At 62.5% G+C, this 23,271-nt stretch carries 24 protein-coding genes; all 24 read right to left on the bottom strand.

Going from position 1 to position 23,271, the window contains the following annotated elements; translation table 11 throughout:
- Positions 1-6 precede the first annotated feature (6 nt).
- The 24 genes from WDU96_RS13365 to WDU96_RS13250 all read right to left on the bottom strand — a co-directional run bounded on the left by WDU96_RS13365 (position 7) and on the right by WDU96_RS13250 (position 22,951).
- Positions 7-600, bottom strand: a complete 594-nt coding sequence (locus WDU96_RS13365; protein ID WP_337339025.1) for an adenylate kinase — start codon at positions 598-600, stop codon at positions 7-9.
- Complete coding sequence (secY, locus tag WDU96_RS13360) at positions 597-1,919, bottom strand: preprotein translocase subunit SecY (RefSeq protein WP_337339024.1); 1,323 nt, start codon at positions 1,917-1,919, stop codon at positions 597-599. Before secY ends, WDU96_RS13365 begins: the two co-directional genes overlap by 4 nt.
- Positions 1,920-2,020: 101 nt before the next feature.
- Complete coding sequence (rplO, locus tag WDU96_RS13355; protein ID WP_337339023.1) at positions 2,021-2,590, bottom strand: 50S ribosomal protein L15; 570 nt, start codon at positions 2,588-2,590, stop codon at positions 2,021-2,023.
- Positions 2,590-2,775, bottom strand: a complete 186-nt coding sequence (rpmD, locus tag WDU96_RS13350) for a 50S ribosomal protein L30 (protein WP_337339022.1) — start codon at positions 2,773-2,775, stop codon at positions 2,590-2,592. The genes rplO and rpmD overlap by 1 nt, the downstream gene beginning before the upstream one ends.
- The gene (gene rpsE, locus WDU96_RS13345; protein WP_337339021.1) at positions 2,775-3,500 is read right to left on the bottom strand and encodes a 30S ribosomal protein S5; all 726 of its coding nucleotides are present in this window, start codon (positions 3,498-3,500) and stop codon (positions 2,775-2,777) included. Before rpsE ends, rpmD begins: the two co-directional genes overlap by 1 nt.
- Entirely contained in the window at positions 3,497-3,856 is a 360-nt protein-coding gene (gene rplR / locus WDU96_RS13340; RefSeq protein ID WP_337339020.1) for a 50S ribosomal protein L18, read from the bottom strand. The genes rpsE and rplR overlap by 4 nt, the downstream gene beginning before the upstream one ends.
- 2 nt (positions 3,857-3,858) lie before the next feature.
- Positions 3,859-4,395, bottom strand: coding sequence for a 50S ribosomal protein L6 (gene rplF, locus WDU96_RS13335; RefSeq protein WP_337339019.1), 537 nt, complete (start codon positions 4,393-4,395; stop codon positions 3,859-3,861).
- A 6-nt stretch (positions 4,396-4,401) separates the two neighbouring features.
- Positions 4,402-4,800, bottom strand: coding sequence for a 30S ribosomal protein S8 (gene rpsH / locus WDU96_RS13330; protein WP_337339018.1), 399 nt, complete (start codon positions 4,798-4,800; stop codon positions 4,402-4,404).
- A gap of 109 nt (positions 4,801-4,909) precedes the next feature.
- A complete protein-coding gene (rplE, locus tag WDU96_RS13325) occupies positions 4,910-5,500 on the bottom strand; it encodes a 50S ribosomal protein L5 (RefSeq protein WP_337339017.1) in 591 nt (196 codons plus the stop codon).
- On the bottom strand, positions 5,500-5,859 hold the full coding sequence (gene rplX, locus WDU96_RS13320; RefSeq protein ID WP_337339016.1) for a 50S ribosomal protein L24: 360 nt from the start codon (positions 5,857-5,859) through the stop codon (positions 5,500-5,502). The genes rplE and rplX overlap by 1 nt, the downstream gene beginning before the upstream one ends.
- Positions 5,860-5,861: 2 nt before the next feature.
- Positions 5,862-6,230 carry a 50S ribosomal protein L14 gene (rplN, locus tag WDU96_RS13315; protein ID WP_337339015.1) on the bottom strand — a complete coding sequence of 123 codons (369 nt, stop codon included), beginning with the start codon at positions 6,228-6,230 and terminating at the stop codon, positions 5,862-5,864.
- Positions 6,231-6,264: 34 nt separating this feature from the next.
- On the bottom strand, positions 6,265-6,660 hold the full coding sequence (gene rpsQ / locus WDU96_RS13310) for a 30S ribosomal protein S17 (RefSeq protein WP_396668854.1): 396 nt from the start codon (positions 6,658-6,660) through the stop codon (positions 6,265-6,267).
- Positions 6,660-6,974, bottom strand: coding sequence for a 50S ribosomal protein L29 (gene rpmC, locus WDU96_RS13305; RefSeq protein WP_337339014.1), 315 nt, complete (start codon positions 6,972-6,974; stop codon positions 6,660-6,662). Before rpmC ends, rpsQ begins: the two co-directional genes overlap by 1 nt.
- Positions 6,974-7,393, bottom strand: a complete 420-nt coding sequence (gene rplP / locus WDU96_RS13300) for a 50S ribosomal protein L16 (RefSeq protein WP_183499689.1) — start codon at positions 7,391-7,393, stop codon at positions 6,974-6,976. Before rplP ends, rpmC begins: the two co-directional genes overlap by 1 nt.
- Positions 7,393-8,154: a 30S ribosomal protein S3 gene (gene rpsC / locus WDU96_RS13295; protein WP_337339013.1), complete on the bottom strand. Its 762-nt coding sequence runs from the start codon at positions 8,152-8,154 to the stop codon at positions 7,393-7,395. Before rpsC ends, rplP begins: the two co-directional genes overlap by 1 nt.
- Positions 8,154-8,549: a 50S ribosomal protein L22 gene (gene rplV / locus WDU96_RS13290; protein ID WP_337339012.1), complete on the bottom strand. Its 396-nt coding sequence runs from the start codon at positions 8,547-8,549 to the stop codon at positions 8,154-8,156. Before rplV ends, rpsC begins: the two co-directional genes overlap by 1 nt.
- 25 nt (positions 8,550-8,574) lie before the next feature.
- Positions 8,575-8,856, bottom strand: coding sequence for a 30S ribosomal protein S19 (rpsS, locus tag WDU96_RS13285; RefSeq protein WP_337339011.1), 282 nt, complete (start codon positions 8,854-8,856; stop codon positions 8,575-8,577).
- A gap of 12 nt (positions 8,857-8,868) precedes the next feature.
- On the bottom strand, positions 8,869-9,708 hold the full coding sequence (rplB, locus tag WDU96_RS13280; protein WP_337339010.1) for a 50S ribosomal protein L2: 840 nt from the start codon (positions 9,706-9,708) through the stop codon (positions 8,869-8,871).
- A 24-nt stretch (positions 9,709-9,732) separates the two neighbouring features.
- Positions 9,733-10,032, bottom strand: coding sequence for a 50S ribosomal protein L23 (gene rplW / locus WDU96_RS13275; protein WP_337339009.1), 300 nt, complete (start codon positions 10,030-10,032; stop codon positions 9,733-9,735).
- Complete coding sequence (gene rplD, locus WDU96_RS13270; RefSeq protein ID WP_337339008.1) at positions 10,029-10,691, bottom strand: 50S ribosomal protein L4; 663 nt, start codon at positions 10,689-10,691, stop codon at positions 10,029-10,031. The genes rplW and rplD overlap by 4 nt, the downstream gene beginning before the upstream one ends.
- Positions 10,692-10,695: 4 nt before the next feature.
- Positions 10,696-11,355: a 50S ribosomal protein L3 gene (rplC, locus tag WDU96_RS13265; protein ID WP_337339007.1), complete on the bottom strand. Its 660-nt coding sequence runs from the start codon at positions 11,353-11,355 to the stop codon at positions 10,696-10,698.
- Between the two features lie 8 nt (positions 11,356-11,363).
- Positions 11,364-11,672, bottom strand: a complete 309-nt coding sequence (gene rpsJ / locus WDU96_RS13260; RefSeq protein ID WP_013584016.1) for a 30S ribosomal protein S10 — start codon at positions 11,670-11,672, stop codon at positions 11,364-11,366.
- Positions 11,673-12,074: 402 nt separating this feature from the next.
- Positions 12,075-14,318: a hypothetical protein gene (locus tag WDU96_RS13255; RefSeq protein WP_337339006.1), complete on the bottom strand. Its 2,244-nt coding sequence runs from the start codon at positions 14,316-14,318 to the stop codon at positions 12,075-12,077.
- Positions 14,319-14,623: 305 nt separating this feature from the next.
- Positions 14,624-22,951, bottom strand: coding sequence for a VWA domain-containing protein (locus WDU96_RS13250; RefSeq protein ID WP_337339005.1), 8,328 nt, complete (start codon positions 22,949-22,951; stop codon positions 14,624-14,626).
- Positions 22,952-23,271: the final 320 nt, after the last annotated feature.

Raw genomic sequence — 23,271 nt, 5'->3', positions numbered from 1 at the left:
AGAGAATCAGACGCCAGCGGTGCGCGTGAGTCCGCGCGCTTCAAGGGCAGCGACGATGCGCGCGGCGATCTCGTCAAGCGAGCCCACGCCATCGATCTTGTCGACGATGCCACGTGCGTGGTAGACGCCCAGGATCGGCGCGGTCTCGCGCTCGTAGATGGCAAGACGGTTCGCGATGACTTCTTCGGTGTCGTCGGTGCGGCCCTGCTCCTGCGCACGCAGCGTCAGACGAGCGATGCTCTCTTCGCGCGGCACACTCAGCTCGATCACGGCGTCGAGCGCCTCGTCACGACCCTCGAGAAACTCGTCGAGGTGCGCAACCTGGCCCACGTTGCGAGGGTAGCCGTCGAGCAGAAAGCCACCCGCAGCATCCGCCTGCGAAAGACGATCGCGAACGACCGCACTGGTGACCTCGTCGGGAACCAGGTCGCCGGCTTCGATGATCGACTTGACCTGCTGGCCGAGTTCGGAATCGCCTGAGACCGCGGCGCGGAACATGTCGCCGGTGGAGATAGCAGGAACACCGAACTCCTCGGCGATGCGCACACCCTGGGTGCCCTTTCCTGAGCCCTGCGGGCCAACGATCAGAAGACGGGTCATCGGAGCAGCCCTTCGTAGTGGCGTTGCTGAAGCTGAGCGTCGATCTGCTTCACGGTCTCAAGACCGACACCGACGATGATGAGGATCGATGCGCCACCGAACGGGAAGTTCTGGTTGGCACCCACCGTCACCAGTGCGATGAGCGGAATGAGCGCGATCAGACCGAGGTAGATCGAGCCCGGGAGCGTGATGCGGGTAAGCACGTAGTCGAGGTATTCGGCAGTCGGTCGACCAGCACGGATGCCGGGAATGAAGCCGCCGTACTTCTTCATGTTGTCTGCAACCTCGACCGGGTTGAACGTGATGGCGACGTAGAAGTACGTGAAGCCCACGATCAGGAAGAAGTACAGCGCCATGTAGAACGGGTGGTCGCCCGTCACGAGGTAGAGCTGGATCCACGCGACCCACGCCGGCACTTCTTCGCCAGCCTGCGGCTGGTTGAACTGCGCGATCAGGGCGGGGATGTACAACAGCGACGAGGCGAAGATGACGGGCACCACACCGGCCATGTTGACCTTGATCGGAATGTAGGTGTTGGTACCGCCGTAGGTGCGGCGGCCCACCATGCGCTTGGCGTACTGCACGGGAACACGACGCTGCGACTGCTCAACGAACACGACGAGCGCGATCACGACGACACCGACGGCCAGCACGAGCAGGAACACCTCGAAGCCGCGTGTCTGCCAGATGGCCCAGAGCGACGAGGGGAACGATGCGGCGATCGAGGTGAAGATCAACAGCGACATGCCGTTGCCGATGCCGCGCTCGGTGACGAGCTCGGCGAACCACATGATGAGGCCGGTACCGGCGGTCAGCGTGATGATCATGAGCAGCTGTGCCCACCACACGTCGTTGGTGAGGAGCTGCTCGCACTCGGGAATGCCGGTGACACCGAACAGCTGTCCGCTGCGGGCTACCGTGACCAGCGTCGTCGACTGCAGCAGTGCAAGAGCGATCGTCAGGTAACGGGTGTACTGAGTGAGCTTGGCCTGGCCCGCCTGGCCCTCCTTGTGGAGAGTCTCAAAGTGCGGAATGACCACGCGCAGAAGCTGGGTGATGATCGTCGCCGTGATGTACGGCATGACGCCGAGCGCGAAGATCGACAGCTGCAGCAGCGCGCCACCTGAGAACAGGTTGACGAGCGAGAGCAGACCGTCTGTGCCTGCCGACTGATCGAGGCAGGACTGCACGTTCGGGAAGTCCACGAACGGAGCTGGCACGTGTGCGCCGAGACGGTACAAGGCGATAATCGCCAACGTGAAACCGATCTTCCGACGTAGATCAGGTGTGCGGAAGACCCGCGCAATGGCGCTGAACAAAAGGATTCCTCCAAGAAGGGATGCCGGTCGCGCAAACGACGACCAGCATTCAGGGTAACCCAATGGGGGCCGGAGCATTGCTCCGGCCCCCATTGTGAGTGCTACTTGACGGTACCGCCTGCGGCGACGATCTTCTGCTCGGCAGAACCCGAGACCTTGTCGACCGACACTTCGAGCTTCACCGAGATGTCGCCGGTGCCAAGCACCTTGACCTTCTCGTTCTTGCGAACCGCACCCTTGGCGACCAGGTCGCTGATGGTGACTGAGCCACCACTCGGGTAGAGCTCCGCGAGCTTTTCCAGGTTCACAACCTGGTACTCGACGCGGAACGGGTTCTTGAAGCCACGGAGCTTCGGGGTGCGCATGTGCAGAGGCATCTGCCCACCCTCGAAGCCGGCCTTGACCTGGTAACGAGCCTTCTGACCCTTGGTACCACGGCCTGCCGTCTTACCCTTCGAGCCCTCACCACGGCCGACACGGGTCTTCGCCGTGTTCGAGCCCGGTACGGGACGCAGGTGGTGAACCTTCAGCACACCGGGGCGCGATGCCGGAGCATCTGCCTTCGGAGCAGCCTTCTTCTTCGCGGGAGCCTTCTTCGCGGGAGCCTTCTTTGCAGGAGCCTTCTTGGCCTCTGCTTCGACGGCGTCGTTCTTTTCAGCCTTGTCAGCCATTAGTCGATCTCCTCAACCTTGACGAGGTGTGCGACGGTGTTGACGTAACCGCGCGTCTGCGCGTCGTCGGGACGAACGACAGAGTCGTTGATCCGCTTCAACCCGAGCGAACGCAGCGTGTCACGCTGGTACTGCTTCTCGCTCACCTTGGACTTGATCTGTGTGACCTTGAGACGCGCGGCCATCAGGCACCTACCTTCGCAGCGGCCGCGGCATCAGCCTCGGCACGGACGAGACGCGCAGGAGCAACCTGGTCGAACTCGAGGCCACGACGCGCGGCAACCGCACGAGGCTCCTCAAGCTGCTTCAGGGCTGCAACCGTCGCGTGGACGATGTTGATCGTGTTCGATGAACCGAGCGACTTCGACAGCACGTCGTGAATACCAGCGCACTCAAGCACGGCACGCACGGGACCACCGGCGATAACACCGGTACCACCCGACGCGGGGCGCAAGAGCACCACACCGGCAGCAGCTTCACCCTGGACGGGGTGAGGAATGGTCACACCGACGCGGGGAACGCGGAAGAAGTTGCGCTTGGCCTCTTCAACACCCTTGGCGATCGCCAGGGGAACTTCGCGTGCCTTGCCGTAGCCGACACCGACCAGACCGTTACCGTCACCGACGACGACGAGTGCGGTGAAGCTGAAGCGACGACCACCCTTGACGACCTTCGACACACGGTTGATCGTAACGACGCGCTCCAGGAACTGGCTCTTGTCGTCGCGACCGCCACGGTCACGCTGGTTCTGGTTGCGCTCACGGCCACCGCGACGCGGCTCGCGCTCACGCTCGGCCGGTGCCTCGGCAACAGCCGTAGCCTCGGCAGCGGCAGGTGCTTCAGCGGCGGCAGTTTTTTCCTGCTCGGTCACTTCGGACTCCACCTTGTTGTTGTTCGTTGCTTCGCTCACAGGTTCAGACCTCCCTCGCGGGCGCCGTCGGCGATTGCCGCGACACGTCCCGCGTAGCGGTTGCCACCGCGGTCGAAAACGGCGTCAGAGACGCCAGCAGCCTTGGCGCGCTCGGCGACGAGTTCGCCAACCTTGCGAGCCTTGGCGGTCTTGTCGCCCTCGAAATCACGAAGATCGGCTTCAAGCGTCGACGCCGAGGCCACGGTGTGGCCCTGGCTGTCGTCTACAAGCTGCACGAATACGTGACGCGCGGAACGGTTTACGACCAGGCGGGGACGCACGGCGGTGCCGACGACCTTCTTGCGAAGGCGGGCGTGGCGACGCGAACGTGCGACTGACTTCGACTTCACAGCCATGATTACTTACCAGCCTTTCCGGCCTTGCGCCGTACAACTTCGCCGGCGTAGCGCACACCCTTGCCCTTGTAGGGCTCAGGCTTGCGGATCTTGCGGATGTTGGCAGCTGCCTCACCGACGGCCTGCTTGTCGATGCCGCTCACGGTGAGCTTGTTGTTGCCTTCAACCGTGAGGGTGATGCCTGCGGGTGGCTCGATCAGCACGGGGTGCGAGAAGCCAAGAGCGAACTCGACCGAGCTGCCCTTCTGAGCAACGCGGTAACCCGTACCAACAACCTCGAGGCCCTTGGTGTAACCCTGGGTGACGCCGATGATGTTGTTGTTGATGAGCGTGCGGGTCAAGCCGTGAAGCGAACGCGATTCGCGCTCGTCATCGGGGCGAGAGACAACGATCTGTCCCTCTTCGAGCTTGACACGGATGGGGTTCGCAACGGTGAGGTTGAGCTCACCCTTCGGGCCCTTTACTGCGACATCCTGGCCTTCGACCTCAATGGTCACGCCGGCGGGAATGTCGATGGGAAGACGTCCAATACGCGACATATCAGGTCACCAAACGTAGGCGAGGACTTCCCCACCTACACCTTTCTGCTCGGCCTGACGGTCAGTGAGAAGACCGGAGGAGGTGGAAAGGATGGCAACGCCGAGGCCACCGAGAACCGTGGGGATCTCGTTCGACTTCGCGTATACACGGAGGCCGGGCTTCGAGACGCGCTTGATGCCGGCGATCGACCGCTCGCGGTTCGGGCCGTACTTCAGCGTCAGAGTGAGGGTCTGACCGACGCGTGCGTCGCTGGTCTCCCAGCTGCCGATGTAGCCCTCGCGCTCGAGGATTTCTGCAATGTGAGTCTTGAGCTTGGAGCTCGGCAGCGACACAGATTCGTGGTGCGCCGAGTTCGCGTTGCGCAGACGGGTCAGCATGTCTGCGACCGGGTCTGTCATTGTCATGTGGATTGTTTCCTTTGTTCACCAGGTTTCGCCGCCTGTTTCGCAGACGTCGACCTGTGGTGGGGTGGTCCCTCACCGCGCCTGAGCGAGGTGAGGGACCGGGGTATGACTAGGCCTGTGCGTCCTCGGAGCGGAACGGGAAGCCGAGGTGACGCAGAAGTGCGCGACCCTCGTCATCCGTCTTCGCCGACGTCACGATCGTGATGTCGAATCCGCGGACACGGTCGATCTTGTCCTGGTCGATCTCGTGGAACACGGACTGCTCCTGAAGACCGAAGGTGTAGTTTCCGGTGCCGTCGAACTGCTTGCCCGAGAGCCCGCGGAAGTCGCGGATACGGGGCAGAGCGAGGTTGACGAGACGGTCGACGAATTCCCACGCACGGTCACCACGGAGGGTGACGTGTGCGCCGATGGCCTGACCTTCACGCAGCTTGAACTGCGCGATGGACTTGCGAGCCTTCGTGACGACCGGCTTCTGACCGGTGATCTTGGTGAGGTCTTCGACCGCACCGTCGATCACCTTGGAGTCGCGAGCTGCCTCGCCGACACCGGTGTTAACGACTACCTTGACCAGGCCAGGGATCTGCATGACGTTCGTGTAACCGAACTCTTCCTGCATTGCCTGCTGAATCTCGGACTTGTACTTCTGCTTCAGGCGCGGCTGGATCTTGCCAGCCGGCGCGGCAGCGGTGGTGGTCATCAGAGGTCCTTACCTGACGTCTTTGCGTAGCGAACCCGAACGGTGCGCTTCACGCCGTCCTTCGTCTGCTCCTCGACGCGGTGACCGACACGGGTCGGCTTCTTGGTCGAGGGGTCTACGACTGCGACGTTGGAAATGTGGATCGGGGCTTCCATCGTTTCGATGCCGCCCGTCTTGGTGCCTCGCTGGGACTGACCCACGCGGTTGTGCTTGGTGACGTAGTTCACGCCCTCCACAATCACGCGGTTCTGCTCGATCAAGACATCCAGGACTTTGCCCTGCTTGCCTCGGTCGCCGCCCTTGTCCTGCTTCTTACCGGTGATGACCTGAACCAGGTCGCCCTTTTTAATGTTCGCCATGATCAAATGACCTCCGGGGCGAGCGAGACGATCTTCATGAACTTCTTGTCACGAAGCTCGCGACCGACCGGTCCGAAGATGCGGGTGCCGCGAGGCTCCCCGTCGGTCTTCAGGATGACGGCGGCGTTCTCGTCGAACTTGATGTAGGAGCCGTCGGGACGACGGGTCTCTTTAACGGTACGGACGACAACCGCCTTGACGACGTCGCCCTTCTTGACGTTTCCGCCCGGAATTGCGTCCTTGACCGTTGCGACGATGATGTCTCCAATGCCGGCGTACCGACGCTGCGAGCCACCAAGCACGCGGATCGTGAGCAAGACCTTGGCGCCGGTGTTATCGGCAACCTTGATGCGGGATTCCTGCTGAATCACTTGTTACTCCTTGGGTTCCAAGTAAGCCGAGGGCTTACTTGGCCTTCTCGAGGATCTCGACCAGGCGCCAGCGCTTCGTAGCGCTGAGCGGACGGGTCTCGTTGATCAGGACGAGGTCGCCGATGCCAGCCGAGTTGGCCTCATCGTGAACCTTGACCTTCGAGGTGCGGCGGATGACCTTGCCGTAAAGCGGGTGCTTCACGCGGTCTTCAACCTCAACAACGATGGTCTTGTCCATCTTGTCGCTGGTGACGAGGCCACGACGCGACTTGCGGTAGCCGCGAGCCTCAGCGTCGCGCACATCGTGCTCGCTGCTCTCGTGACCTGCAGCAGCGACCGTGGGGGTCTCGACCTCGGCTGCCTTGGCAGCGGCAGGCTTCTTAGCCGCCGCCTTCTTGGCAGGGGCCTTCTTCTCAGTGGTCTCAGCCATTACTCGGCCTCTTCCTTCACGGCCTTGTCAGCGGCATCCGCCTTCTTGGCCTTCGTCTTCTTCGCCTTCGTCGCAACCTCAACAGGAGCGGGCGTGGCACGAATGCCGAGCTCGCGCTCGTGGATCACGGTGTAGAGCCGCGCGATGTCGCGCTTGACCGCACGAATGCGACCGTGGCTCTCGAGCTGGCCGGTGGCCGACTGGAAGCGCAGGTTGAACAGCTCTTCCTTGGCCTTGCGCAGCTCCTCAACGAGGCGCTGGTCTTCGAACGTATCGAGCTCGCTCGGTGCGAGCGTCTTGGTGCCGATCGCCATTACGCGTCGCCCTCCTCGCGCTTGATGATGCGTGCCTTAAGGGGCAGCTTGTGAATTGCACGGGTCAGAGCCTCGCGAGCGAGTGTCTCATCGACGCCAGCGACCTCGAAGAGAACGCGACCCGGCTTGACGTTTGCGACCCACCATTCCGGCGAACCCTTACCGGAACCCATGCGGGTTTCAGCAGGCTTCTTGGTAAGCGGACGGTCGGGGTAGATGTTGATCCACACCTTTCCACCACGCTTGATGTGACGCGTCATCGCGATACGAGCGGACTCGATCTGACGGTTGGTCACGTATGCCGGGGTGAGGGCCTGGATACCGTACTCACCAAAGCTGACCTTGGTGCCACCAGTTGCCTGGCCTGAACGGCCGGGGTGGTGCTGCTTGCGGTACTTGACCTTACGGGGAATAAGCATCAGGCTGACGCTCCTTCTGCGACGGGGGCCTCGGTGCGAGGGGCGCGACGACGGTCGCCACCGCGGTCATCGCGACCACGGGGTGCCTTCGGAGCGTTTGCCTGCTCGCGAGCGAGTTCCTTGTTGGTGAGGTCGCCCTTGTAGATCCAAACCTTCACGCCGATGCGGCCGAAGGTGGTCTTTGCCTCGTAGAAGCCGTAGTCGATGTTCGCGCGGAGTGTGTGCAGGGGCACACGACCTTCGCGGTAGAACTCCGAACGGCTCATCTCGGCGCCGCCGAGGCGGCCGGAGACCTGAATACGAATACCCTTGGCGCCAGCGCGCTGAGCGCCCTGCAGGCCCTTGCGCATTGCGCGACGGAAGGCGACACGAGCAGAAAGCTGCTCGGCGATTCCCTGTGCAACGAGCTGTGCGTCAGCCTCGGGGTTCTTGACCTCGAGGATGTTCAGCTGGATCTGCTTGCCCGAGAGCTTCTCGAGGTCAGCGCGGATGCGCTCAGCCTCGGCGCCACGGCGACCGATCACGATGCCCGGGCGGGCGGTGTGAATGTCGACGCGAACGCGGTCACGGGTGCGCTCGATTTCGATGTTGCTGACGCCGGCTCGGTCGAGCTGGGTCTGCAGCAGCTTGCGGATCTTGATGTCCTCAGCTACGTAGTCTGCGTAACGCTGACCCGGCTTCGTCGAGTCCGAGAACCAACGCGACACGTGGTCGGTGGTGATTCCCAGGCGGAAGCCGTACGGGTTTACCTTCTGGCCCATTACTTGCTCGCCTTCTTGGTCTGGACGGGGGCTGCCTCAGCAACCTCGGGGGTCGACAGCACAACAGTGATGTGGCTGGTGCGCTTCTTGATCTGGAAGGCGCGACCCTGTGCACGGGGGCGGAAACGCTTGAGCGTCGTGCCCTCGTCTACGTATGCGTTAGCAATGTAGAGGTCTGCCTCAGCGAGGTACTCGCCGTCCTTGTCTGCCTTGACGCGAGCGTTCGCGATAGCAGCTTCGACCAGCTTGTAAATCGGCTCACTCGCGGACTGGGGAGCGAACTTCAGGATGGCCAAAGCCTCCTGAGCCTGCTTGCCCTTTACGAGCGCAACGACACGACGAGCCTTCTGAGGGGTCACGCGGATGTGTCGCACGCGTGCGATGGACTCCACCATTTCTCTCTCCTCTATCGTCCCCGCGTTAGCGGCGACGGCCCTTCTTGTCGTCCTTCACGTGGCCGCGGAAGGTGCGGGTGGGCGCGAATTCGCCCAATTTGTGGCCGACCATGGTCTCGGACACAAACACGGGGATGTGCTTGCGGCCGTCGTGCACGGCGATCGTGTGACCCAGCATTGCGGGGACGATCATCGAGCGGCGTGACCAGGTCTTGATGACGTTCTTCGAGCCGGATTCGTTCTGCGAGACAACCTTGCGAAGCAGGTGCTCGTCGACGAAGGGGCCCTTCTTAAGACTGCGTGGCATCTTCCTCTACTCCTACTTGCGCTTCTTGCCGGCGTTGCGACGGCGAACGATGTACTTGTCGCTTTCCTTGTTCGCGTGGCGGGTGCGGCCTTCGGCCTGGCCCCACGGCGTAACAGGGTGACGACCACCGGAGGTCTTACCCTCACCACCACCGTGCGGGTGGTCGACGGGGTTCATTGCAACACCACGAACGGTCGGGCGGATGCCCTTCCAGCGGTTGCGACCGGCCTTGCCCCAGTTGATGTTCGACTGCTCGGCGTTGCCGACCTCGCCGATCGTCGCGCGGCAGCGTGCATCAACGTTGCGGATCTCGCCCGAGGGGAGACGCAGCTGAGCGTAGGGGCCCTCTTTCGCCACGAGGCGAACCGAGGTACCAGCCGAACGAGCCATCTTGGCACCGCCGCCGGGGCGGAGTTCGATCGCGTGGATCACGGTACCGGTAGGGATGTTGCGCAGCGGCAGGTTGTTGCCGGGCTTGATGTCAGCGCCAGCGCCCGACTCTACGATGTCGCCCTGAGCCAGCTTGTTCGGCGCGATGATGTATCGCTTCTCGCCGTCGAAGTAGTGCAGGAGCGCGATGCGCGCGGTGCGGTTGGGGTCGTACTCGATGTGAGCGACCTTGGCGTTGACGCCGTCTTTGTCGTTGCGACGGAAGTCGATCACGCGGTACTGGCGCTTGTGGCCACCACCGATGTGACGGGTCGTGATGCGACCCTGGTTGTTGCGACCACCGGTCTTTGACAGCGGGCGGAGGAGCGACTTCTCAGGCGTCGATCGTGTGATCTCGGCGAAGTCGGCCACCGACGAGCCGCGGCGACCCGGGGTCGTGGGCTTGTACTTGCGAATAGCCATATCTCTAGTCCTCTATTCCGACCGTCAGCCGACAGCCGTGAAGATGTCAATGGTGCCCGACTTCAGGGTCACGATGGCGCGCTTGGTGTCCTTGCGCTTTCCCGTGCCGAAGCGGGTGCGACGGGCTTTGCCGACGCGGTTGAGCGTGTTGACCGCTGCAACCTTGACGTCGAAGATCTTCTCGATAGCGAGCTTGATCTCAGTCTTGGAGGCACGCGGGTCCACGAGGAACGTGTACTTGCCTTCGTCGATGAGACCGTAGCTCTTCTCTGAAACGACCGGCTTCAGGATGATGTCGCGTGGGTCCTTGTTCACGGCGGTCATGCCGAGACCTCCTCGGAAGCGCCAGCCTTCGAAGCAACGAATGCGTCGTAAGCGGCCTTGGTGAAGACGATGTCGTCTGAGACGAGCACGTCGTATGCGTTGAGCTGGTCAGACGTCAGCACGTGCACGTACGCAAGGTTGCGCACGCTCTTCACGGTCAGCTCGTCTGCGCGGTCGATGACCACGAGCACGTTCTTGACAGCACCGAAGCCGGTAAGCACGGTTGCGGCGGCCTTGGTCGACGGCGCACCGTCGATCTCGAAGGAGTCAACGATGTGCAGGCGTCCACCACGAGCACGGTCGCTGATGGCACCCAGAAGGGCAGCAGCGATCATCTTCTTGGGGGTGCGCTGCGAGTAGTTGCGCGGCTTCGGGCCGTGGACGATGCCACCACCGGTCATGTGAGGCGCACGGATCGAGCCCTGACGGGCGTTACCGGTGCCCTTCTGCTTGAAGGGCTTGCGACCTGCACCCGAGACCTCACCGCGACGCTTGGTCGAGTGGGTTCCCTGGCGAGCTGCCGCGAGCTGCGCGACAACGACCTGGTGGATCAGCGGAATGTTCGTCTTGACGTCGAAGACTTCGGCGGGAAGCTCAACCGAGCCAACCTTCTTGCCATCTGCCTTCAGCACGTCGAGCGCGAGAGTCGAGTCAGTCATGTGCTCAAGCCCCCTTCACTGCGTTGCGGACGTAAACGATGCGGCCACGAGCGCCGGGGACGGCGCCCTTGACGAGCAGCAGACCCTTCTCGACGTCGATGCCGTGCACCTTGAGGTTCATAACGGTCACGCGCTCGCCACCCATACGGCCGGCCATGCGCATGCCCTTGAAAACGCGGCTCGGGGTCGACGACGCGCCGATCGAGCCAGGCTTGCGGTGGTTGCGGTGAGCACCGTGCGAGGCGCCCATGCCCTTGAAGTTGTGACGCTTCATAACACCCGCGGTGCCCTTGCCCTTGCTCGTGCCGACAACGTCGACCAGCTGGCCGGCCTCGAACACACCGTCAACGGTGAGCTCCTGGCCGAGGGAGTAGTCGCCGGCGTCCGCGGTGCGGATTTCGGTGACGTGGCGACGGGGGGTCACGCCTGCAGCCTCAAAGTGAGCCGTCAGGGGCTTGTTGACCTTGCGGGGATCGATCTGGCCGTACGCGATCTGAACAGCCTGGTAGCCGTCCTTCTCGGGCGTGCGAACCTGGGTGACCACGTTGGGGGCCACTTCGATCACAGTCACGGGGATGAGCTTGCCGCTCTCGTCCCAAACCTGAGTCATACCGAGCTTGGTGCCCAGCAGACCCTTGGAAATCTTGTTGTTGATGTCAGCCATGTCGAACCTCAGAGCTTGATCTCGATGTTGACGTCTGCCGGCAGGTCGAGACGCATAAGCGAGTCGACAGCCTTGGGCGTCGGGTCGATGATGTCGATCAGGCGCTTGTGGGTGCGCATCTCGAAGTGCTCGCGGCTGTCCTTGTACTTGTGGGGCGACCGGATAACGCACACGACGTTTTTCTCGGTCGGCAGCGGCACGGGGCCTACTACCGTCGCGCCCGCACGGGTCACGGTGTCGACGATCTTGCGCGCCGATGAATCAAGACCGGCGTGGTCGTACGACTTCAGGCGAATGCGGATTTTCTGTCCCGCCATTGTCTGTCTCTCTCTCTAACGCGTCTTACCTACCCGGGGTGCCGGGGGCATTGGACGCCCGGTGACGCTGTTGCGCCATGGGCACTTCCACCAGTTCTCACTGGTTTTGCTGCACCACTGTTCTCATGTCAATCCGGATGCTTCAGCATCCGGAACCAAAGTCTGCGCACGCGAACGCGCTGCCCATTTCTGGGTGGGTTTTGGTTTGGATGTTCTAACTACCCGCGGCCTAGGACCCTGCGCCTTCTAAAAGTCGGCGCCGCCTATGCACTGCCCTGGTAGTGATCCGAGCGCACACCCAAAAGGGCCCGCCGGAATGTGGAACCTCACTAGTCTACGTGCAGCCCGGGCGTGTCGCAAACTCGGGCGTGTCGGATTCTTGCTTGCTCAGCCCACTCCCAGTTAGCCGCTCGCGGGTACGCGGCGACGGGGCTTCGACAAGGCCAGCAGTGATAGTCCCACGAGCAGCGCAGCGATCGCACCGAAGCCGATCATCGCCGGCGTTTGGCCGCCTGTGACCGCGAGCGGCTGCGCGACGGCAACCGTTGCGCTGTCGTCGTTGCAGGCTGCGATCTCTCCTGCATCGTCGGCACCGCCCCAGCAGACCTCTGCGGTATTGCTGATGGTGCTGTCGGTCACATCACTGGCAACGGTGACACCAAGAGTGATGTCAGGGGCTGCGGATCCGATCGCGAGTGCGCCGAGCAGACTGCACTCGAGCACTCCGCCGAATCCGTCGGCGTCAGCACCGGTCACCGCGCAGTCTTCCCACCGGGGAAAGGCCGTGGCATCTGTGGTGACCTGATCTACGCGGATGCTCGCGGGAATGACGTCGGTGATCACCACCGGCTGTGCTGTCGAGTTCACACTGACGTTCTGCACTGCGAGCGAGTAGTCGAAGGTGTCGCCGGCGACGACGGTATTGACGCTCGCGGTTTTGGTGATCCGCAGGTCGGCGCTTCGCTCAACCGCGCAGTTCGGCGTCGCGGCCGGATAGCTCGTAGTGACGACGAGGGTGGGGTTCACCGTGAACGTGACTGTGGACGACCCCCGCCACGGATAGGTTTCGTATTCGGTATCGAGCACGAGGCCGTTGTAGACCAGAGACGCATCCACCGCGAGCGATCCATCGCTGTTGTAGTCCTGCTCGGCGAGCGGACGATAGCCAGGCCATTGGATGCTGTCACCGTTGCTCGCGAAGGCGGCGCCCGGCCATGCGATGCGCCCAGAATCTCCCGATACGAGCGTCTTGGTCTCAGACGCGGGCACCGCGGGCTGCGCATCAGGTGACCAGGTCATCGTAATCGGCTGCCCGACGAGCGAATCGCTCGTCTCGACTGAGTAGTAGAGGTATGGGGCGTCATTGATGCACCGCGCGTAGACGTTGGCGACAAGTTCGTCGCGAGTGATGTCGACGGAGTCGCAGTCGTTGTCGGGGTTCGCGTCGAACGGCGCATCAACACAGGCCTCATTCGTCAGCGTGCCCGATAGGGCGAGCGCAGGTGCGGGATCAGCGTCGCCGGTATCGACCTGCGCCGCGGTGTAGTCGGGAGAGGCTCTGACCTTCACCTTCACCTCGACTGCGCCACTGGCCAGCGTTGCGAGGGCGACGTCTGAAACGGTCACCAGGTTGCCGTCAACCTCAGACGACCAGCCCTCAGGCACGACGACCGACTGCACGATCAGAGCTTCGGGAACCTCGTCGGTGATGACACCGTCGGCAACGGCAGCCGTGCCGTGATTGGTCACGGTCAGGAAGTAGCTGAATTCGGTGCCGTACTCGACGGAGTCTTGTTCGCCGAGGTCGGAGTGGGTCTTCTCGATGCCCAGATCGACGAAAGTCGGCGTCGGTGTCGGTGTCGGTGTCGGTGTCGGCGTCGGCGTCGGCGTCGGGGTTGGTGTGGGGGTCGGGGTTGGGGTTGGTGTCGGTGTCGGCGTCGGTGTCGGGGTCGGGGTCGGAGTTGGGGTCGGAGTTGGGGTCGGAGTTGGGGTCGGGGTCGGCGTCGGGGTCGGGGTTGGGGTCGGGGTTGGTGTCGGGGTCGGGGTTGGTGTCGGGGTCGGGGTTGGGGTCGGGGTTGGTGTTGGTGTTGGGGTCGGGGTCGGGGGCTCGCACTCGAGCAGCGGCCAGGTGTCGGTCGAGTTCGTCTGCACGAAGGTCACGGTGAAGCCCGTGACCGTGCCGATGTATGCCGGGTAGTCGAAGGTGATCACGCCCGAGACAACTTCGACTTCGGTGAGCGGGCGCGTGGTGCCATTCGAGAAACGCAGGCCGAGGGAGTTGTATCCCCCAGCGATGTTCCGGTCGACGTAGGCATTCACTTGGGTGGTGGATGCTTCGCCGCTCGCGCGGTACTCCAGGTTGATGTGATCGCCGTTCACCAGGCTGCGACGATAGTCGACGGTGATCTCATCGCAGGACAGGTGCTGGATCGGATTCGCGGCGCCGGCGCCCGACGACACGAAGGTCGTCTGTCTTTGCTGCGCGCCCTGGTCTGCAGACGCGGCGGTCGCGATACCCGCGCTTGAACCGAGAACGAGTGCGCACGCAAGTGTGGTTGCGAGCGCGGTGCGCAAATATCGCACGATGACCTCCCCAGACGGTGCACGAAGCACCAGGCTCGACGGGTCGCTTTTTCGCTGCAGCATCCCCATGCCACAGCGGCATCCCATCTGATTCCACGACGATTCGGGTCGCCGTGTGAACAAGTGTTCGCGGCCAACGATAGCCAGAGAACCTCCTGCGCTCAGCACACAAAAGTGCTGATCAAGTCAATGCTTGGCCGAAGCTGAGGCTATGCCGCTGATGGCTCTGAGGATGCGCGTTTTGCGCGCGATCAGACGCGCGATCGACACGGAAGAAACTCCCCTCGCGGCCGGCCACGAGGGGAGTTTTTGCGCACATGGCGCGGGGCGGAAGGAGCGACCGCGGGGACGACGCTCCTTCCACGCGATTAGAGCAGCAGCTTTGCGTTGCGGCGACGGCGAATCACCAGAACCGTCACACCCCCACCGAACACAGCCAACAAGCCCAACATCACGATCGCGGCCAACGGGCCACCACCTGTCACCGGCAGCGCCGACAGCAGCACGATCGCATCGTCGCTGTCACGTCCTGAGTCCTCAGGGTCGCCGAAGGTGTAGTAGTCCACAACGGCGACGTTGGTGATGACGCTCGCGGTCGACGACGCGTTGACCAGAGCGGTCAGCGTGATCGTCGGCGCGGTCGTCGGCCCGCCGTTGTCGCTGCCCAGTGGCTGCAGTGGCCCCGTAAGCACACATTCGAGCGAACCGCCGTAGCCAGCGCTGTCAGCACCCGAGACTTCACACGTCTCCCAGTATGGGAAGGTCGTGTCGTCGTCTTCGCCTGGCCAGCTCACATCAGTGATCTTCAGGTCTGCGGGGATCGAGTCGGTCACCACAACGCCCTCCGCTGCCGAGTCGGTACTGACGTTCGCTACCGCGATGTCGTACGTGAACGACTCGCCGGGCTCACTCTTGTCAACACTGGCGGTCTTGTCCACCTCCACCTCGGTGTGACGAGCCACTGCGCACTCGGGCGTTGCCGTCGGGTACTCGGTGGTGAACGTCACTTCGGGGTTCACGCTGAACGTGCCCGTGGTCAGTCCTCGCCAGGCGAAGTCAAGCTCGCTCGGGTCGAGAATCAATCCGTTGAACACGTTCTGGGCCTGTTCTTCGGGCGTCATGATCGTCGTCGTTCCGGGCAGGTAGTACTGCCCGTCGCCGGCGAGATCAGATCGCTCGATGGCGCGCCACCCCGGGTAGTCGATTGAAATGCCCGCGGGATTGAACTCCGCACCCGGCCACGGAATCTCGTCTGACCAGGTTGCCGTGCCGCCCGGCTGAGTCATCGCGACCTGCGAGGGCGATGTTTCCGGAGTCACATCGCCATTGGTCGGCATCCACACGAAGTCGATCGGCTCTGAAACGAGCAGCTCCGACTTCGATACGGTCCACCCCAGCAACGCAGCGTCGTTCAAGCAGCTCGTGTAAACAGACGCCACGACGTCTCGTGTCGGGATGTTCTCATCGTCACAGTTGTTCGACTCGTTGTTGTCGGGGCCGTTGAACTGCTCGTCTTCAACCTGACCGGTCAGCTGCACACACGCCGTGTTGTCGAGCGACTCGAGCGGTGTCGGCACCGTGGGCGTCGCTTCGCCATGAATGACGTACGGCAACGGCGACGCAACTTCGTAAGGAAGGAACTCGACCGTCAGAGTGATCGTGGCTGACTCGCCGACTCCCAAGGCGTCGAGCGTGAGGTCAACGACGTTGCCTTCATAGCCGGGGCTCGGGCTCCAGCCGGCACCCTCCACGTCCAAGCCGACGATCTCGAGACGGTCATTGAGGTCGTCATCGGTGACCTGCAGACCGTAGGCGGTTCGCGTGCCGTAGTTCGTGACTGTGAGCACGTAGTCGAACACATCACCCGGTGCGACCGAGGTTTCGCCCTCAGGCAACTCAGATGTCTTCACGATGCCCACGTCGTCAACGTGAACGACCGTGCAGCCGTCGTCGGTGTCTTCATAGGCACCCGATGTCACGGTCGCGTCGTTCCAGATCACGATGCCGTGCTCATAGACATCGCCGCAGGTTTCAAGCACCTGCTCGCCAGACGTAACCACGTCGACGACGGCGCTCACCTCGTAGGTGTACGAGGGGAATTGATCGCCATCGACAATCAGTTCGCCCGCTTCTACGAGCGTCCAGGTGCCCTCTCCGTTCCAGGTGGCGTTGTCGAGCGGACCACCGTCGGTCGCCGCTGCTGTCCACGACGCGCCGTCAGCAAGCGTGACACCGGCCGGAAGCACGGGCTCGTCGGTGAGAGTGAAACCTACCGGCGAGGGCAGCGGATCTGCATCCGTTTGCGGATAGCTCACCGTCACGTCATACGAGATGTTCCAAGAACCGTTCTCGTTCTGGGTGCTGGTGCTTCCGATCTTGTAGATCTCAGGGAAGACCGGCTCGGCGCACGCGTCGACCATCACTGGTTCCGCACCACCCGAGGTGAGCACAGCGATGTTCAAGAATCCGCCTGCCGGGTCATCGCTGTCGGGATAGCACACTGTTGTGCCAGCTTCGATGGCCTCAACCGTGACGTCAGCGACCGCACTCACCGTGTAGGTGTGCGTTGCGCCGGGTCCAATGGCCTTGCCCTCCGCAAGCTGCGCTGACCACGATCCGCTGTCGAAGTCAGTCGCTGAGCCCCCTCCGAGGGCCCACGAAGCACTCTCAATGACGATGTCACCGCCGAAATCAAGGGTGTCCACGAGGTCGTAGCTTGCGCTCAGCCCGTCGGGATTCATTTCGCCCTCGGGGGCCAACTCGACAACGAGGTCGTAGGTGATCTCCCACTTGCCCGTCGTGGCGTCTTGCGCTAGCCCGCTCACCGTCTTCGTCACCGTCGGGTACACCCGGTCAGCGACGGGGATGCACGTGGCGCTCTCGTCAATGACCTGACCGCCCTGAAGCAGCTCTGCCGTGTTGTAGAAGCCGGAGCCCGGTTCTTGCGTGCACTCCGCAAGATTCTCGTCGAACTCATTCGCGATTGCTGCCGTGAACGACACCGTCCACGTGTGTGGTGCGTCTGCGGCAAGGATCTCGACGGGCTCGCTCGGGAACGTGTCACCGGGTGCGATGGCTATCGGGGCTCCGACCGGATCGGTGTCGGTGCGAACCGCGGTTCCCGAGGCGTCCACGATCGTGATGCCGGCCGCGAAGTCCGGATCATCGGCCAGCGAGTAGTACGTGTCGTAGCTGCTCGGGGTGACCGTGATCATGTAGCTGACGACCCATTGGTCAGGGTTGCCCTCAACTTGCGTTGCACCGAGAGGTGCCTTCACGATCGTCGGAAGATCCGGCGTCGAGCAGTCATCTGCTGTCGACGAGGTGCCGCCAGCAAAGACTGTCGCGGCGTTGAGGAACCCGCCCGCCGTGAGCGAGCCCTGTTCCTCACACGTCAACTGCGAGTTCTCGCTCATCCACGCGTCGGTGCTGATTTCGGCCGTTGCCGTCACCGTGTAGGTCTCGGTCGCCCCACCGTTCAGCACGCTCCCTGTAGCGAGAACCGCGTTCACTCCCATGAAGGTTCCGCTGGTGCCCGACGGGCCTGTCCACGAGGCTGCCGGGTCGTCAAGCAACGTGATTCCGCCGCCGAATCGTAGCTGATCACTGAGGTCGTACAGGGCGATCAGGGTGGACGAGTCGTTCGTGACGGCTACATCGTACGAAACGGTCCACGTACCGTCTTCGTTCTGAATCGTCGATGTCACAGACTTCTCAACTGACACGGTCGGCGTCTCGATCGAGATGCAGGCATCGGCCTCGTCATCGCCAACACCGTTGGTCACCGTCGTGGCGTTCCACACCCCGGTGGCGCTGTCGGGCGACTCACCACATGCCAGCTCATCGCGCGACGCACTCACCGCGACATCCACCTCGCTGGTCACGGTGTACGTGTGCGATGCACCTGCCGTGATCAAACCCGTCGCCAGCTCGGTGTTCGAGTCGCCGTTCCATGCATCGTTGACGACGCCTGCGTCTGCGGCAGTTCCGCCGGTGATCTCCGGGCCTGTCGCCGACCAGTCTGCACCGTCGACGCCCATGGGCAGCTGCGCGATCGTGTCAGTCGCCGAGTACGCGAGCTGAGTATCGCTCGCGTTCATGACCGTCACCTCGTATGTGAGTATCCAACGGCCATCATCTGTCTGCGATGTTGCAAGCGCCGTCTTCTGAACCTCGGGCGACGCCGGTTCGGCGCAACCTGAGTCAGCGTCGGTGCCACCAGGGAAGGCGATGGAGGCAGTGTTGAAGAACGCCCCTCCGTTGCTCTCGTCGCACGCAAGCTCCGGATCCGCCGTTTCGGTATCGAAGCTGGCGATGACGCGGTAGACGTAGGTGTCTTCGCCGTTCGCTTCGATCGCCGTGTTCGCGGCCGGGGCAGAGACCTCGGTGTCGACATCAGCAGGGTCGCGCCAGCTCGAAGCCGCTTCTTCCCAAGTGAAGCCTGTTCCGAGATCGGGCAGGTCAGTCAACGTGTAGGTGCTGGCCAGGTTGGTGCCATTGGTCACCGTGATCTCGTAGTCGATCTGCCAGGTCCCGTCGGCAAGCTGCGCGACGGTGCCGTCTGACTTTTCGACCTCGAGCTCGGGGAGTTCAACCGTGACGCATGCCGAGTCAGACAGTGTGATCTGACCCGAGACGACCGTCGCCTGGTTGAGCAGACCACCCTCGTCGCTACACGAACCGATCTCGTCCGCAGAAAGCGACGGCGTGATGATCCCACTCACCGTGTAGCTGTACGACGCGCCTTTGCCAAGCGTGCCTTCCCAGATCGGGTCGGCCGAGCTGTCGCTGTTGGTGATTGGCGCGCCATCGATCGGCGCAACCGTCCACACTCCATCTGAAAGCGTCCAGCCGCCGGGCAAGGTCGGCCACTGATCGGTCAACGCGGCAGCGATGTCAGTCGCTTCGCTCTCGTTTGCGATCGTGATCTCGTACGAGATGTTCCACGAGCCGTCGGCGTTCTGGGTGGTGGCGTTGGCAGTCTTCTCGATCATCGGGAAGGCTGGTTCGCCGCATGCCCACGCCTCACCATCCGGCTCATTGCCGCCGGGGGTGTAGAGCTCTGCGATATTCAAGAAACCACCCTGATCCGGGCGTTCCATGTTGACGGCATCAATGCACATCCAGGTTTCATCGCTGATGAAGGTGGCAGAAGGATCCGTGAAGCTCGATACGACTTCGATGGTGTAATCGTGAGTGCCCGTCGCCGCCGGCAAAGCTGCTGTCGCGACCAGCACGGTGTCAGCTGTGCCATCCCAATCCGAGTTGAGAGTAACTCCGTCGGGAGATTCGATGACGCTGGCGTCATCGATGTCGATACCGACGCCGAAGTCGAGCACATCGCGCAGTTCATACGTGAACGTCGAGAACTCCGAGGTGTTGGTCACCGTGATGTCGTAGCGCGTTACCCACGTGTTCCCCACCTGCTGCGGGTAGCCGTCGGCGAGCTCTTTGACGATCGTGCCGTCGGCATCTTCGGCGACGTTGACAATCTGGCAGGTGATGTCGTCGCCCGGCTGAAGCGTGACCGTGTTGGTGACGGCGGTCAGCGCCATGGCATCAGGCTGCGCCATGGGCATGACCCGAGTGGGTGCACAGGCCCAGTTGTTGTCTGTGGTGTAACCCGAAGGACCGTCAGTCTCGCTCAGCGTGTAAACGACACCTGCTTCTACCTCAGCGCTGATGGCTGCGATGTCGGATTCAGGCTCGATCAGGGCTCCCTCGCCGTCGATCGGGGTTTCGCCACCGCCGGCGGCCACAAGAGTCCACTGGTCGGCCGTCGCGACGCCACCGTTGGTGTTGTCCACGCGCTTCTGCAATGTGAGAGTGGGCGCGATGTCGTCGTTGACGAAGCGGTAGATCGGGTCGTCGAGCGCATCGACAGTGACCATCCAGTTGCCGGCGTCATTCTTGCGCGGGTATCCGGGTGCCGCCACGGCGACAACGTCGGTCCAGCTTCCATCCACGAATTGCTCAAGTTTTTGGAAGTCATAGCCAGAGACATCTGACTCAGTCAGCGTATACGCGTGGTCAGGGCGCACACCGAAGGTGCTTGCCTCGACGACATCGAGCGATCCGTCGACCGAGGTCGCGGTCAGGCCAGGAAGGGTGGCCGGCGTTGCGGTGAGTTCCCAGTCCGCTGGGACCGCGTCGCCGCCGTTGTCGTTGACCACGCGCTTGAGCAACGTGAGTTCCGCCGTCTGGTTCACCAGGGTGCATCGCACGTTATAGCCGAGGGGTACGTTCACGCCACCATTGATGCCATCAGAGAAACCCGTGATGGGCGTTCCATCGCCTGATACGCGGATACAGGTCGCGCTGCCGGTCGACAAGGGGTTGGACTGCAAGCTGGTGCGGTTGTCAGTCTGGGTGTATCGCGGGTCCCCGCCGGTTTCGAACAGCTGGTAGCGAGCGGTCGGAGTTACATCGTGCTTGACACCCGATACGCCCGAGGCAAACGCTATCGCACCATTCTCTCCGGTCGCATTCAGTGTCCAAAGGTCTGCGTCCGCGTCGCCACCCTGAACCTCTTTCGCAAGAGTCAGCGTGCTCCGACATTCGACCGTATTTGTAATGGTTGCTGTGTTGTTTGCCTTGGTAAGTTCCATCTCAAAGCCGGAGCCGAGCGCGGTCTTCGTTGCCACGCCATTCACGCTTGTGACTTCCGCTGTGTTGGTGCAGAGCGCGTTGTCAATCAGAGTTACAGACTCTGAGAGAGTCGCTTCGTCCCCCTGCGTGTAGCCGGAACGGGCCACACCCCAGCCCTGAGTCGTGGCACTCGCGTCATCCGGGCCTGTCAACGACAGCTGAGCGGAAAGCCCCGCCGGCTGCGCGCCGTTTGCGTACTCGGTGCCGTTCACAACCCACTTTTTGGTGACCGTAAGATCGGCTTCAGGGTTGGGAGCACGGTTGTAGACCGTGCAACTCACGAGGTCTGTGCTCGGCACGTTCACGGTGAAGCCAAGCGCACCCGAATTGGTCACTGCGACCGAGGCGCCCGTAGAACGGTTGGTGCACACGGCGTTCTTTCCATTCACTTGCTGAAGAGTGAACCCGGTCTGCTGCGTTTCGGTCGCCGACACCGCAGCGGAGTTGACACCGCCGGGGAAGGTCAGCGGGAAAGTCACCGTGCCCGTGCCGTCAGCAGTCGTCGTCCGCGAGGCTTCGGGAGTGGTGACCGTGCTGGGGCTGACCGTGCTGCCGAAGGTCCATCCAGCTCCTGCAGGAGTGGCGCCGGCGATTGATCCTGCGGCCGCCGTCGAGGGCACGATCTGCTTGGTCACAGCGAGGTTTCCCTTGCAGTTGCCAAGCGCAAGTGCGCGCAACGCGTTTCCTACGGTTTCGTAGTTTGTCGTCTGGTAATAGTCTGCCGTGCTGCCGTTCGAACCCGAGAAGGCTGTCGTCCCTGAGATCGCACGCAGGTTGAGCGCGTTGGTCGCGCCGACAGCGCCGTCGCCGACACCGAAGGCGAGCACACGTGTTCCGGCGGCTTTCAACGCGTTCGCGGAAAAGACTCCATTCTCAGTCTCTCGAAAGCGGTTGTTGCTGCCCGAACCCTGGTACGGGTCTTGGTTGTACGTTGTCGGGTTTCCATCGGTAATCACGACCGCCACGTCGTAGTGGTTGTCGGTCGTGTTCGATGATGCAGCGATTCCTAGACCGCGGTCCCAGTTGGTTCCGCCTCCGGAAGTCCACGATGAATACCTGTTCTTGAACGTGGTCGCTTGCGCGCCCGTGGATACGGAGACCAGGTCGGGATAGTTCGCGGATGCACCGGCTCCAGGCGTCTGCCAAGAGAACGAGAAGAGCGACATGCGCGACGGCGTACCCGCGAGCGCATCCACAAACGTGTTCGCCGCAGTTTTGAGATCGGGAAGCGCATCGCCGACTGAACCAGAAATGTCAAGGATCAATGCGACGTCAAGGCCACAGGCCGGGTCTAGCGTCGGATTCGAACGCGATTGCTGCCAGATGCCGCCGGAGGCATCTGAAGCACTGCCTGAAGACGCCATGAAGTCGTTGGAGTTTGTTGACTCATATGTTTGCCCGGCACGCAACTCGTCTCCGGTGCGGAACTCGTAAGCGAGCGAGCTACCGCCACCGAAAGCGCTTCCTACCCGCAGGTCGGGGTTTGAGTAGTAGCTACTGGGCACGGAATATTGGACTACCCAGTACCGGTCGTCGCGATTTGCGCCACCATTTTGCGTGTTGGGTACGACGAATGAGCAGTCACCGTCGGCGTCTGAGACGCACTTGGCCCAGCCATCGCCGTTGGCAGAAACACCATCCGGGCGGTTGCCGTTTGACCCGTTGTTGTTGCCGCCGTTGAGGTGAAGGGTCACGCCGGCGAGTTCGGTAACGCCGGTAACCCCGACGCGGTCGGATCCAACTTTGACCGTGATCACGGCATTGTTTCCGGTGGCGTCAGGAACGCGCAAGACGCCGGTGTCGCTGGCCCTGGGCTCAGTGACGGGCACCGTCGTAGTCGGCCTGGGCGAGGCCGTCGCTTCCGTGGTCGCCGCGGCAGTTTCTTCGGCAACAGGGGTCTCTTCCGCTACCGCGTTCTCTGCGGGCGCAGTGATCGTGGGGGTGGGCGTAGGAGTTTCCTCAGCCAGCGCGGGTGTCATGCCCGTGAAGACCAGTGCCGCCGACAGAATCGTTGCGATGCCGCCTGCATACCAGCGGTGGCGGGTCACCAGCTTTCGCTGAGTCTCCCGCTTCGCTCGCAAACTACGCCGCGTTACCGACTGGCCGCTTTCCCCAAAATTGCGCACGCCAAACATCGCTTTTCACCTCTGTCATCAACGACAGGTGCCCCCCAGTTTTGGGACTCCCCAGTTCGAGCTTCCGCAGTCATCACGCTTCCCCAAGCTGATCGTCGCGGACGTCTCGTCCCACTCCCGAACCTAACCCGGCGCAGCCCACCCGAGCAAATGAAATCGACGACGTGAGGTGGAACTGAGCAAAAACTGAGCTAGTTGATATCGAGATGATTCGTGCGCTGCTCGATCGCACG

It is taken from the genome of Microbacterium marmarense, assembly GCF_037204165.1.
Classification (GTDB): Bacteria; Actinomycetota; Actinomycetes; order Actinomycetales; family Microbacteriaceae; genus Microbacterium; species Microbacterium marmarense.
This window is presented reverse-complemented; position numbering and strand designations above follow the sequence as displayed.

Coding starts and splice junctions, on each gene's coding strand:
- WDU96_RS13365 (WP_337339025.1), bottom strand. CDS start 600: ATGACCCGTCTTCTGATCGTTGGCCCGCAGGGCTCAGGAAAGGGCACC.
- rplO (WP_337339023.1), bottom strand. CDS start 2,590: ATGGCTGACAAGGCTGAAAAGAACGACGCCGTCGAAGCAGAGGCCAAG.
- rpmD (WP_337339022.1), bottom strand. CDS start 2,775: ATGGCCGCGCGTCTCAAGGTCACACAGATCAAGTCCAAGGTGAGCGAG.
- rplR (WP_337339020.1), bottom strand. CDS start 3,856: ATGGCTGTGAAGTCGAAGTCAGTCGCACGTTCGCGTCGCCACGCCCGC.
- rplF (WP_337339019.1), bottom strand. CDS start 4,395: ATGTCGCGTATTGGACGTCTTCCCATCGACATTCCCGCCGGCGTGACC.
- rpsH (WP_337339018.1), bottom strand. CDS start 4,800: ATGACAATGACAGACCCGGTCGCAGACATGCTGACCCGTCTGCGCAAC.
- rplE (WP_337339017.1), bottom strand. CDS start 5,500: ATGACCACCACCGCTGCCGCGCCGGCTGGCAAGATCCAGCCGCGCCTG.
- rplX (WP_337339016.1), bottom strand. CDS start 5,859: ATGGCGAACATTAAAAAGGGCGACCTGGTTCAGGTCATCACCGGTAAG.
- rpsQ (WP_396668854.1), bottom strand. CDS start 6,660: ATGGCTGAGACCACTGAGAAGAAGGCCCCTGCCAAGAAGGCGGCGGCT.
- rpmC (WP_337339014.1), bottom strand. CDS start 6,974: ATGGCGATCGGCACCAAGACGCTCGCACCGAGCGAGCTCGATACGTTC.
- rplP (WP_183499689.1), bottom strand. CDS start 7,393: ATGCTTATTCCCCGTAAGGTCAAGTACCGCAAGCAGCACCACCCCGGC.
- rpsC (WP_337339013.1), bottom strand. CDS start 8,154: ATGGGCCAGAAGGTAAACCCGTACGGCTTCCGCCTGGGAATCACCACC.
- rplV (WP_337339012.1), bottom strand. CDS start 8,549: ATGGTGGAGTCCATCGCACGCGTGCGACACATCCGCGTGACCCCTCAG.
- rpsS (WP_337339011.1), bottom strand. CDS start 8,856: ATGCCACGCAGTCTTAAGAAGGGCCCCTTCGTCGACGAGCACCTGCTT.
- rplB (WP_337339010.1), bottom strand. CDS start 9,708: ATGGCTATTCGCAAGTACAAGCCCACGACCCCGGGTCGCCGCGGCTCG.
- rplW (WP_337339009.1), bottom strand. CDS start 10,032: ATGACCGCCGTGAACAAGGACCCACGCGACATCATCCTGAAGCCGGTC.
- rplD (WP_337339008.1), bottom strand. CDS start 10,691: ATGACTGACTCGACTCTCGCGCTCGACGTGCTGAAGGCAGATGGCAAG.
- rplC (WP_337339007.1), bottom strand. CDS start 11,355: ATGGCTGACATCAACAACAAGATTTCCAAGGGTCTGCTGGGCACCAAG.
- rpsJ (WP_013584016.1), bottom strand. CDS start 11,672: ATGGCGGGACAGAAAATCCGCATTCGCCTGAAGTCGTACGACCACGCC.
- WDU96_RS13255 (WP_337339006.1), bottom strand. CDS start 14,318: ATGCTGCAGCGAAAAAGCGACCCGTCGAGCCTGGTGCTTCGTGCACCG.